Annotated in this window: 9 protein-coding genes; 4 read left to right on the forward strand and 5 right to left on the reverse strand. The window is 35.1% G+C overall.

All coding sequences use genetic code 11. The features are described 5' to 3' along the window. Positions 1-114 precede the first annotated feature (114 nt). From DYE19_RS02685 to DYE19_RS02700, 4 genes are all read left to right on the forward strand, one after another. Complete coding sequence (locus tag DYE19_RS02685; RefSeq protein ID WP_115322519.1) at positions 115-975, forward strand: phosphoribosylaminoimidazolesuccinocarboxamide synthase; 861 nt, start codon at positions 115-117, stop codon at positions 973-975. Between the two features lie 65 nt (positions 976-1,040). Beyond that, complete coding sequence (locus DYE19_RS02690; protein ID WP_115322520.1) at positions 1,041-1,901, forward strand: SDR family oxidoreductase; 861 nt, start codon at positions 1,041-1,043, stop codon at positions 1,899-1,901. A gap of 55 nt (positions 1,902-1,956) precedes the next feature. Beyond that, positions 1,957-3,297 (forward strand): argininosuccinate synthase, encoded by a 1,341-nt coding sequence (gene argG, locus DYE19_RS02695; protein WP_115322521.1) that lies wholly within the window; start codon positions 1,957-1,959, stop codon positions 3,295-3,297. Between the two features lie 117 nt (positions 3,298-3,414). Continuing rightward, on the forward strand, positions 3,415-4,281 hold the full coding sequence (locus DYE19_RS02700; RefSeq protein ID WP_115322522.1) for a VirK/YbjX family protein: 867 nt from the start codon (positions 3,415-3,417) through the stop codon (positions 4,279-4,281). 71 nt (positions 4,282-4,352) lie between these two features. On the opposite strand, the gene argF is transcribed toward DYE19_RS02700, so the two are convergent. The 5 genes from argF to DYE19_RS02725 all read right to left on the reverse strand — a co-directional run bounded on the left by argF (position 4,353) and on the right by DYE19_RS02725 (position 12,585). Beyond that, a complete protein-coding gene (gene argF / locus DYE19_RS02705; protein WP_049213939.1) occupies positions 4,353-5,357 on the reverse strand; it encodes an ornithine carbamoyltransferase in 1,005 nt (334 codons plus the stop codon). A 185-nt stretch (positions 5,358-5,542) separates the two neighbouring features. Then, positions 5,543-6,856, reverse strand: coding sequence for a putrescine-ornithine antiporter (gene potE, locus DYE19_RS02710; RefSeq protein WP_115322523.1), 1,314 nt, complete (start codon positions 6,854-6,856; stop codon positions 5,543-5,545). 54 nt (positions 6,857-6,910) lie between these two features. Further along, entirely contained in the window at positions 6,911-9,073 is a 2,163-nt protein-coding gene (speF, locus tag DYE19_RS02715) for an ornithine decarboxylase SpeF (RefSeq protein WP_115322524.1), read from the reverse strand. 301 nt (positions 9,074-9,374) lie between these two features. Continuing rightward, on the reverse strand, positions 9,375-9,536 hold the full coding sequence (gene speFL / locus DYE19_RS02720; RefSeq protein WP_082303051.1) for a leader peptide SpeFL: 162 nt from the start codon (positions 9,534-9,536) through the stop codon (positions 9,375-9,377). Positions 9,537-9,813: 277 nt separating this feature from the next. Beyond that, complete coding sequence (locus DYE19_RS02725) at positions 9,814-12,585, reverse strand: M16 family metallopeptidase (protein WP_115322525.1); 2,772 nt, start codon at positions 12,583-12,585, stop codon at positions 9,814-9,816. Between the last annotated feature and the right edge of the window lie 55 nt (positions 12,586-12,640).

Genomic DNA, 12,640 nt, shown 5'->3' on the forward strand with positions numbered 1-12,640 from the left:
TGTTCTCAAATTTATTTATAGAATTATAAAAAATGCAAACGTTTGCTTATCTTTCAGAGTAAAGTGCGTTACAATACTTCGCAATTTTATAATACAAAAACAAGGTGTAAACACATGACACAGCTAAGTCTAAACAAAATCTATTCAGGTAAGGTACGTGATCTATATGAGATAGATGAGAAGCGTATGTTAATGGTAGCAACTGACCGCTTATCCGCATTTGATGTGATTTTAGACGATCCTATTCCTCGTAAAGGGGAGATTTTGACGCAAATTTCTAATTTTTGGTTTCAGAAATTAGCACATATTATGCCGAATCATTTCACAGGTGAAACAGTATATGATGTGCTACCCAAAGCTGAAGCTGACTTGATAAAAGACCGTGCAGTAGTCTGCAAACGCTTGAAGCCAATTAAAATTGAATCTATCGTTCGTGGTTATTTAACGGGGAGTGGATTAAAAGATTATCAGAAAACGGGCACGATCTGTGGATTAGTATTACCAGCAGGTTTAGTTGAAGCAAGCAAATTACCTGAGCCGATTTTTACGCCTTCAAGTAAAGCCGAAGTAGGCGATCATGATATTAATATTAGCTATGAAGAATGTGAAAAACTAATTGGTCAAGAGTTAGCTGCTCAAGTCAAAGAAAAGGCTATTGCACTTTATAAAGCTGCTGCAGACTATGCTTTGACGAAGGGGATTATTATTTGTGACACTAAATTTGAATTTGGTTTAGATGAAAATGGTAAATTAACTCTCATGGATGAAGTATTGACGCCAGACTCAAGCCGTTTTTGGTCAGTTGATACTTATCAAGAAGGGATTAATCCTCCGTCATTTGATAAACAATTTATTCGAGATTGGTTAGAAAATAGCGGTTGGAATAAAGAACCTCCAGCGCCTAAAGTGCCTATGGAGGTCATTCAAAAAACTGTTGATAAATACCAGGAAGCATTGGATTTGTTAACGAAATAAGTGGAAAATAGGCTTTCTTCCTTTGGGAAGAAAGCTTTTTTCAATATAAAAATGCAAGGAGAATTATGAAATCGGTTTCAATAGTGGGGTTGGGTTGGCTAGGCTTACCTTTAGCTCGCCATTTGAAAAATTTAGGTTGGGAAGTGAAAGGAAGTAAACGGACACATGAAGGTGCAGAACAAATGCGGCTTATTCGTCTTGAATCTTACCCATTGGAGCTTACTCCTGAAATTAATGCCGATCCTGATGATTTGACTATGCTTTTATCAGTAGATTCGTTAGTGATCAACATTCCACCAAGCCAGTATTTTTTTAATCCACAACATTATGTATTAGGGATTCAAAATTTAGTTAATGAAGCCTTGTTACAGGGCGTTAATCATATTATTTTCATTAGTTCAACCTCTGTTTTTCCTGAAATTACAGGACAGTTTGATGAGTCTTCTATACCGCAGCCAAATTCTGAAATAACAAAAGCGCTTATCGAAGTTGAGCAATGGCTTTTCCAGTTAGACAATATTGATTGTGATATTATTCGATTTGGTGGGTTGGTAGGTGATGATCGTCATCCTGTTTATTCGTTAGCAGGAAAAGAAGTCAAAGCAGGCAACTCACCTGTCAATTTAGTCCATTTTGATGATTGTGCGCGAGCGATTCAATTATTACTCGAAACGCCAAGTCATCAGCGCTTATATCATGTCGTTGCGCCAGAGCATCCACGTAAAGCGGAATATTATTCCATAATGGCGAAAAAACTGGGTGTAGAAGCACCGCATTTCATTTCTTCTGACGACGATCCTGTACGTATCATTCTTGCAAATAAAATTTGTCAGGAAATTGATTTTGTTTATCAATATCCTGATCCTTATTCAATGCTACCAAATAAAGAAAAGTATAGTGGACTTTCTGACGAATTTTTGAAATAATAAAGTGATTATTTAATCACTTTTTTTGCGTAATTATTTAGTTTAAGGTTTTAGTATGTCAAACACAATTTTACAACAGCTCCCAAAAGGTCAAAAAGTGGGAATTGCATTTTCTGGTGGTTTAGATACCAGTGCAGCATTATTATGGATGCGTCAAAAAGGAGCAGTACCTTATGCATATACCGCAAATTTAGGTCAGCCAGATGAAGAAGACTATAATGCTATTCCACGCAAAGCGATGGAATATGGTGCTGAAAATGCGCGTTTGATTGATTGTCGTGCACAATTAGCGTATGAAGGTATTGCAGCTATTCAAAGTGGTGCATTTCATATTTCAACAGGCGGAATTGCTTATTTTAACACCACGCCATTAGGTCGCGCCGTAACAGGTACAATGCTAGTGTCTGCAATGCGTGAGGATGATGTAAATATTTGGGGAGATGGCAGTACTTTTAAAGGGAATGATATTGAGCGTTTCTATCGTTATGGTCTATTAACCAATCCAAATTTAAAAATTTATAAGCCATGGTTGGATAATCAATTTATCGAAGAATTAGGCGGTCGCCATGAGATGTCTGAGTTTTTAATTGCGAATGGTTTCGAGTATAAAATGTCTGTGGAGAAAGCGTATTCTACAGATTCAAATATGCTTGGTGCAACGCATGAGGCAAAAGATTTAGAGTTTTTAAATACGGGGATTCGTATTGTTAAACCTATCATGGGTGTAGCATTTTGGTGTGATGATGTTGATGTGAAAACTGAAGAGGTAACAGTACGCTTTGAAGAAGGTATTCCTGTTGCTTTAAATGGTAAAACATTTAGTGACCATGTTGATCTGTTTCTTGAGGCCAATCGTATTGGGGGACGTCATGGTTTAGGGATGTCAGATCAAATTGAAAACCGTATTATTGAAGCGAAGTCACGTGGTATTTATGAAGCACCAGGGATGGCACTATTACATATTGCTTATGAGCGTTTAGTGAGTGGTATTCATAATGAAGATACGATAGAACAATATCGTATTAATGGGTTACGTTTAGGTCGTTTACTTTATCAAGGGCGTTGGTTTGATCCTCAAGCATTAATGTTACGTGAAACTGCACAACGTTGGGTAGCTCGAGCTATTACTGGTGAAGTCACTTTAGAATTACGCCGAGGTAATGATTACTCGATCCTTAATACAGAATCACCAAATTTAACCTATATGCCTGAGCGTTTAAGTATGGAAAAAGTGGAAAATGCACCATTTGACCCAATTGATCGTATTGGTCAGTTAACAATGCGTAATCTGGATATTGTTGATACTCGTGATAAGTTAGGCATTTATACTCAAACTGGCTTATTGAGTATTTCTAAGGATTCTTTTTTACCTCAGTTAAATAATCAAAAAGACTAATACAAACTCTTTTTAAAAATAAACCGCACTTTTCTATGATGTAACATTGAAAGTGCGGTTATTTTTGATTAGAATTTGCCCTTAAATTTTTCCTTTCTCACCAGTTTTAGTGTTGTTATGTCTAATATATTCTCATTTCCTAACTTTTCTCAGATGTATCCTAATGAAAAGCGTTTTTTAAAACGTTTACGTGAGTTTTTACGTTATATGGGTAGAATGGCTTTATGCTATAAGCAGACAAAAAGGTTAGAATCATTTCTAAATCAGCAAACTCTATGGGCAAGGCTTTTTAATCAACACTTGTATCGTGTGAATACTTTGCTGTATGTTTATTGTGATAAAAGATTTAATGCACAACAACGCTTAGACGCAATAACACAGCACTTTACCTTGGCAGAACAAAAGCTAGGAGCAACACTCTGTGAGCAATTAATTACACAGAAATCAATTACGTTATCTCATTTAACTGAAAATTTATCATTGCAATTGAATATTAATAATATTGATCCATTGGAAGGTTTTTTTTCATTAAATATTCAAGACCATGAAACTGGACAAAGTGTTTATGATGCTTCATTTACTTTTTTAGCCTCAAATCAACTCTTAATCACTTCAATACAGGGACCTAAAGGAGAAAATTCACAAGAACTTGTACGTATTGCGACAAAACAGTTACATGGTGTGAGACCAATGTTTATGTTAGTGAATGCCTTTAAAATGTTAGCACAAACATGGAATTGTGAATTAACAGGAATTCCACATAAGAAGCAAGCAAAGTATCGTTGGAATGACTCTGCCCGTTTATTATTTAATTATGATGAATTTTGGCAAGAGAATAAAGCTCAATTAGCCCAGTATTGGTGGATTCCAGTAGAAATAGAACGTAAACCATTAGATGAGATTCAGAGTAAAAAGCGTTCAATGTATCGAAAACGCTATGAGATGTATGACAAAGTATTACTCGATATACAAACTCGTTATTAATCATGAACTCTCCAAAAGTGCGGTATATTTTTGGAGAGTTTTTTATGCGTAAATAAGATATTCGTTTTTAGTTAATTACCTAAAGTTGCGACCATGACCGCTTTAATTGTATGTAAACGATTTTCTGCTTCATCAAAGACAATAGATGCTTCTGATTCAAAGACATCGTCTGTGACTTCTAAACCATTCATACCATATTTCGCTGCCATTTCTTTTCCAATGGTTGTATTTTCATCATGGAATGCAGGTAAACAGTGCATGAATTTTACTTTTGGGTTTCCTGTTTTCATTAATAATTCATGATTGATTTGATAAGGTTTCATTAAATTAATACGTTGTTCCCATGCTTCCTCTGGTTCGCCCATTGATACCCAAATATCGGTATAAAGGAAATCTACGTCTTTTACACCTTCTTCTACATTTTCTGTACAAGTGATGCGAGCTCCCGTTTTTTGTGCCATTTCTGCAACCTCATCAAGTAGTTTCTGTTCTGGCCAATATGCTTTTGGTGCAACTAGTCGTAAATCCAGCCCCATTAATGCAGCTCCCTCTACGAAAGAGTTACCCATATTGTTTCTTGCATCTCCCAAATATGCCATTTTCATCTGATTTAAACGTTTACCTTCACCATGTTCAAGCATAGTAAGGAAATCAGCGAGTATCTGTGTTGGGTGAAAATCATCAGTCAATCCATTCCAAACAGGCACACCAGAGTAATTAGCAAGTGTTTCTACAAGTGTCTGACCATATCCTCGATATTGAATACCATCATACATTCTTCCTAAGACTCTAGCGGTATCTTTCATGGATTCTTTATGACCAATTTGAGAACCACTTGGTCCAATATAAGTGACGTTTGCACCTTGATCGTAAGCGGCCACTTCAAAAGCACAGCGTGTACGAGTAGAGGTTTTTTCAAAAATCAATGCAATATTTTTTCCTTTTAGGCGAGGTTGTTCTGTCCCTGTATATTTTGCTTTTTTTAGATTTGTAGAAAGGTCAAGTAAGAATTGAATTTCAGTTGGAGTAAAATCCATTAAGCGTAAGAAATGACGATTATGTAAATTGACTGGCATATATTCTCCTAATTTGAATTGATTTATGGTGGGATTTTAAGCAAACGTTTGCGTAGAAAATTATACTCTAATTTTTTGAAAAGGCTAGAGAGAAAATTGAGTAAATAGAAAGAGATAGTAAGGGAAAAACAAAATAAAAAAATGCGGCTTAACAATATAAGCCGCACAATAAAAAGATGTATGATTTATGCTTTTGCTTTCATATCGAATTTATATGAGACAAAACCATATAATGTCCAACCAATGAAGGTAGCAATAGAACCATATAACATTGCTTGTTCACCAGCAGCATATAGCGCGTATAAGCTATAAACAGAGCCGATAAATGCAACAATTGTGGTGATTTTTGCCTTGTTTTCTGGTACTTTTTCTACTTTTTGTAATACCATTAATGCAGCCATAGATAATAAATATGGAATGACATTAGTGACTACGGCTAAATCAACGAGCACATTGAATTGTTTATTTAATGATGGGCTGATTGTCATTAGTGAAAGCAAACTTTGAATTGTAGTAATTGTTACCATACCTACAATTGGAGCATCTTTACTTGTAACTTTTTTGAAGAACGCAGGGAAATAGCCTTCTTCGGCAGAGCTTTTAAAGACCTGTGCAATTGTAAACTGCCAGCCTAAAAGTGAGCCGAAACAAGACATAACCATTAATCCCATGACAATTTTACCAGCTGTTTCTTCAAACATATGTGCGAATGCGAGACCGAATGGCGCAGTTGAGTTTGCAAGCTCCATGTTTGGTACAATACCTGCAATCACATTTGTTGAAACGATATAAATAACCGCAGCACCTAGCGTTCCACCTAACACAGCAATTGGTACATTACGTTCTGGATTTTCAACAACATCAGTATTAGCACAAGCAGATTCTAGCCCTAAGAATGCCCATAATGTCATTGAAATTGAAACACCGATGGCTTCAAATGTTGGAACATTGTGTGGATTCCACGCACTAACGTACATTTCACCATCAAACCAATACCAACCAATTAAACAGATACCGACGACTGGAATAATGACACCCCAAATGGTAAATGAACTGATATTCCCCGTGATTCTTGCACCACCAAAGTTTAATACTGTGGCTAACCATAAAGTAAAAATTGTCCATCCAGCAATGGCAGTCGGAGAGAGTGTTACCTCAAGTAGCTCTGAACCATAGCCTACAGCAGATATTGCAATTGCGGTATTAGCAATAACAAGTGATACCCCATAGGTATAGTTTGCCATAAAGTTTCCTGCTTTACCGAAGGAATATTCAGCGTAGCCGCCCATCCCGCCAGATTTTTTACTGAACATCCCACATTGTGCGAAAGCATAAGCAAGTGCGGTTGATCCTACTGCTGTAACTAACCAAGAAACAATTGAAATTGTACCAATTTCAGCAAGTTTAGTTGGTAACATGATAATACCTGAACCCATCATGTTTACCATTGTAAGAATGGTGAGTTGGACAACGCCAATTTTATTATTTTTTGCACTCATAATTTTGTCCTCACAAAAGTGCGGTAGATTTATACCGCACTTTTAATTAATAGTTTAGTTTTCAGTTAATACATATCCATAAGCACGAGTACGACCATCAGGATCTTTTTGTAAATAAACGCCTTGAATTTCTGGGGCAAAACCAGGTAATACGTTGATACCTTCTTCTAAAGCAAGGAAGTATTCTTGCGCAGTTTTACTCCATTTTTCTCCTGGTACAACACAAAGAACACCTGGAGGATATGGTAAAGCACCTTCTGCAGCAATACGACCAACGATATCTGTTAACGGAACAAGCTCGACTTTATTACGTACAAACTCAAGGTTAGCTTCATGTGGGTTCATTGCATATTCAGGTAATGTTGCTTTACGGAATAAGTTGCGTTGTAAAGTTTTCACATTACGGCTTACATAAAGATCGTGCATTTCTTGGCAGAGACGACGGATGGTATAGCCTTCATAACGTTCTTCATTATTTTTATAGACAGTTGGTAAAACATCTTTTAATAATGAATCGTTTTTAATGTGTTGTTCAAATGCAGCGATTTGAGCAACTAAGCTTTGCATTTTTGTTAGTGTTTCTGCTGGAGTTAATAAAAAGAGAATTGAATTTAAGTCACATTTCTCAGGAATAATGCCGTTTTCACGTAAATAGTTAGCTAAGATAGTTGCTGGCACACCGAAGCTTTCATATTCGCCTGTTTCAATGTCAATACCTGGTGTTGTTAACATGAATTTACAAGGGTCTACAAAATATTGATTATCGACATAACCTTCAAATTTATGCCATTTATCTTCGGCATGGAATTTAAAGAATTCTAAGCTATTAGCCATTTCTTCAGTGTCATAATCTTGCCATTTTTTACCATTCACATAAGGTGGGATGAATGGTTTGATTAAATCACAACTATTTAACACCATTTTACGGGCTTCAATACCAATTTTGACACAGTCATGCCATAAGCGGATACCTGCAGGAGTACCTTGGATTCTTGCATTAACATCTAATGTTGCAAATAATGGATAGAATGGACTTGTTGAAGCATGTAACATAAAGGCATTATTGAAACGTTTATGATTACAATAACGATCTTGTCCTTTGATGTGTTTATCTTTTTTATGGATTTGAGAGGCTTGTGAGAAACCTGCTTGTTGTTTATGAACAGATTGTGTAACAAAGATACCAGGATCGTTTTCATTTAACTCTAATAATAATGGAGTACAATCTCTCATCATTGGAATGAATTGCTCATAGCCAACCCAAGCAGAGTCAAATAAGATGTAATCACAAAGGTGACCAATTTTATCTACAACTTGACGTGCATTATAAATAGTACCGTCATAAGTACCTAATTGAATGACTGCAAGACGGAATGGACGTTTTTGGTTGAGTTTTTCTGGTGCGACTTCTTTGATTAATGATTTTAAATAATCCTCATCAAAGCAATGACTATCAATACCACCAATGAAGCCAAATGGATTACGTGCGGTCTCTAAATAAATTGGTGTAGCACCAGCTTGGACAAGTGCACCATGATGGATTGATTTATGGTTATTTCGGTCGAAAAGAACTAAATCGCCTGGAGTAAGTAAGGCATTAGTGACGACTTTGTTTGCAGAAGATGTACCATTTAATACAAAGTAGGTTTTGTCTGCATTAAAAACTTGGGCCGCGTGTTTTTGGGCATCACATGCCGCACCTTCATGAATGAGTAAGTCACCTAATTTCACATCCGCATTACAAATATCGGAACGGAAAATATTTTCACCGTAAAAGTCATATAAGTAACGTCCAGCAGGGTGCTTACGGAAATATTGTCCGCCTTGATGTCCTGGACAATCAAATGCAGAATTTCCCATTTCGACATATTCACTTAACATTTTGAAAAATGGCGGTAGCACTTTTTCTTCATAAAGGTGTGCTGCTGTTTCAATTTGACGGCTGTATAAAGTGATATCATAATTGTTTAGATCTTGAACATGATAGACTTTATCAAAGAGTTTAGGGTCGAGAAATTGACCTTCTGTTACAGCGACAAAAACAGGAATATTAAACTTAGTTGCACGAATCTCATCAATATAATCATTAATATCTTCGGCACTCAACACAACTGCTGCTACATCAGTAAAATCTGTTTCTTGAACAGAAACTAATGCTCTTGTTGTATTAAAGTAAGGTTGAATTAATGGACTATATGCAATTTTAAAATTTAACATAAATGACTCCTTATTTATTTTTTTCTGGTAATAGAATCCCCTCTGTTATTATTTAATAACAGAATAGAATTTTACGCATAATTTAATTAATTCTATTTTCATTATTCTTAATAAATAATAAAAATTGAAATTAATAATTTATTCGTATTTTAAAATCGGTTTGTGATTTTTAAATATAACAATGATGTATAAGAAATATAGTGAATGTTTCTTATGAATACAGTTATATTTAATAATGATAAGCTATTACGCGCATGCAAGTACGAGTACAAGCACGAACATATACTTAACAGGAATACGCTCAACGAGCGTCGTTGTATGCGGATATTTGCGAGTTAAAAATTGAATAAGAGAAACAAGAACGATGTGAAGGCATCATGATATGTCTTGTTCTACGAATGTGGGCCATAATGGATCGCCCTTTATCTGGGTGATATTCTTTGTAGTAGTCATGTATTAGCATAAAACTCTCCAATTATCTTTATTTAACATCAGATTGCTTTGCCTTAATTTTTAAACGTAGGATTTACGTGTCTTATATTCTATGCTTTTTTTTATAATTTTCAATATTCTTTTTTTATTATTTGTGATGTATATCACCTTTTTTATACATTTAATTTTTTATTAACATTTTTTTAAATTAATTAACAGTGATTTATTTCTCTATGTTTTAATATATTATTCCCGCTTTTTTATATCAATATAAAGAGCGGGAATGTTTTATATAATTTAAATATATATTAAGGTGTTAATGTTGCTTGAAAACGAGCAGAAGGATGTAAAATTTTCCGTACGATATCATCAATTTTATTTTTATGTGAGAGTTGCTCTAATTTTTGATAGAGATAGATTCCTTCTGTACTATTCGTGTGCCAAAAACTCTGCTCAATAATAGCCGCAATTGAAACTAAAGAATCAAATTGTTGCTTAATTTGTGTATGCTTTTCATTCACTTTCTTTTGTAATAAAGACGATTCAACACCATTGCGCATCATTTCATCTAAGATTTGGTGAGTTTTTGCCGTCAGCTCTTGCACGCGTTCTGGCGCACAGCTAAATTCAATTTTTCCTTCCAAGTAATCCTGATCCTTATCTTGTCCAAACCAACTATTTACAGCATAGATCCCCGAGGATTGTTCACGCAAAGCAAGACGCAATTTTTCTTGCAAAATATCACCTAGTAAATCTAATTGATATTGTAATTCAGGTTGCCATTGATTTTGAGTGCTCAGATAAATTTCTACTTCTGCACGAGGTTCTCCTAAACCATGCATCACAAATGGTTTATTTGGTGTTTTCGGTGACACATCATAAGTTTGACGGCTTTGAGTGTTGACTTGAATAGATGCTAAATAAGTTTTAGCTAATGCTTCGACTTGTTTCTGGCTAATATCACCAATGATAAAGTAAGTAAAATCAGTTTTACCTAACACTGCATGTTGATAGAAGTCGGTCAATTGTTTTGCCGAGAAAGAGAGTAATTCTTGGCGAGTTGAGTTATAAACCGTCGCAATATTTGGATAGCGCAGCGCAGAAACTTTTTGGATGAACTCTGTTTCTTTATCTATTTGACGGAAATAATCTATCGTTTCTTTTTTATAACGTTCAAGTACTTGTTCGGTGACTGCTGTACCTTGTAGCTTTAATCGAAACAATTTCAATAAATCGTCAAGTTGTTCTGTTTTACCTACTGCTGTAAAACCCTGTTTATAATCGTCAACAATAGTTGCTAATGCAATTGGGCTCTGACTAAACAATTGATTAATATCAGAGAGGGTTAGATTACCTACACCAGAATCGTCAGTTAATGTGACTGCTGTTTTGAAAAGATGATAGTCTTTAGAAGAGACCGAACGTAATCCTCCGTTTGTAATTGCTTTAAAATAAACTTGATTTGGAGTTTTATCACTATAGTGATAAATTAATTTACTCCCATTTTCTAATTGATATTCTGTAATATCGCCTTTTTGCCAATATTTATATTTTTTGATTTCCCCACTTGCGATATTGATTGCTGGCATTTCTGCTTTTTGTTTTTGTTGTACCCAGTTATGTTGAGGGGTAGTAATTGTTTTCTGCCACATTTTTTCTACATCATTCTGTTTTAATAACAATGTTGTAGCAGGGTAGGGCTGGGTGATTAACAATAATTTTGCTTGGATATCTAATAATCGTTTAAATTGTTGGTTAATGTCATCCAGCGTAATATCTTGTAAAAAACGTTGGTTGAGACGATAGCGATCTTCATTACTCACGACGATTTGGTTATTCGCAGCAGATATAATGAGGTCATCAGCTATTTTTAAACTGCCCGATTTGATTGTTCGTTGTTTTTCATTGAGCTTAACTAAACGAGAGATTTCTTGCTGGAACTCTTGCTCAGAGAAACCATGTTGCTTGATCTCCGCGATAAATGAAAATAAAGACTGTGTTACTTTTTGATAGTCAGTATCAAAAAGTTGTAATAAGAAAATGTTTTGTAAGGTTTCTTTGCCTAAATGAGCTCGATAGAAATTGGCTGATTCTATGTTTTGATTTTCTACCTGTTCCCAAGTTTGTAAGCGTAAATTAGTTAAGCGGATTAAAATTTGTTGAATTAAGTCTTGTTTATAAGACGCCAGTGTATTTTTTTCTTTAAATGTTTCAAAAAAACTCAGTTCTATTGTTGGAATATTTGTCCCCTTTTCTGAGATACTAGCAAGCCGCCATTGATTTACTAGTGGGATAGAAAAATCAATTTTTTGTAATGGTGTTTCACTGATTGGATTAACAATATTAAGCTGCTCTTTTAACAAGGAAGTGACTTCTTTTGGCTTAATGTCACCAACAATAATGACTGACATATTATCAGGGCGATACCATTTATGATAAAAATCGGCGACACGTTGTCTAGATATATTGCGGATAATATTCATATCGCCAATTGGATCACGTAAAACGTAACGAGAACCAGCCATTTCAACCGCACTTTTTTTATCGCCTAAACGTAGCATTGGACTTAAGCGACGTCGCCATTCTTCTTGTACAATACCTCGTTCATTATCTAAGTCTTTTTGTAAGATAGTTAGGTTGTGCATCCACTCATTTAACACATCAAAAGCTAATGCAAGACTCTTATTATCATTTTTATCTAAGTTCAGAGTATAAACCGTATTTTCAAAATCTGTGAACGCATTAATATCACGAGCAAATTTCATACCTAATTTTTCAAGGGCATTAATAATTTGATTCTCGGGGAATTTTTTTGAACCATTAAATGCCATGTGCTCAACTAAATGTGCAATGCCTTTTTGATCGTCATCTTCATGCATAGAACCTGCGTTCACCACTAAACGAATATAGACTCGATTAGCAGGATCAGGATTTTGCATAACATAATAAGTTAAACCATTTTCTAGCTTGCCATGTTGAATACTGTGATCAAAGGGCAATTGTTCAGAATGAGTTTGAGTTGTCGAGTGACAAGCGAATAAAAACAAAAATGCACTTAAAAGTGCGGTTAGTTTTTTCATTATTTTTACCTAATGTAGAAACAGTAAAATCTACGTATTATAAACATAACACGTA

Origin of the sequence: Pasteurella canis (assembly GCF_900454865.1) — a bacterium.
In the GTDB taxonomy this organism is placed as follows: Bacteria; Pseudomonadota; Gammaproteobacteria; order Enterobacterales; family Pasteurellaceae; genus Pasteurella; species Pasteurella canis.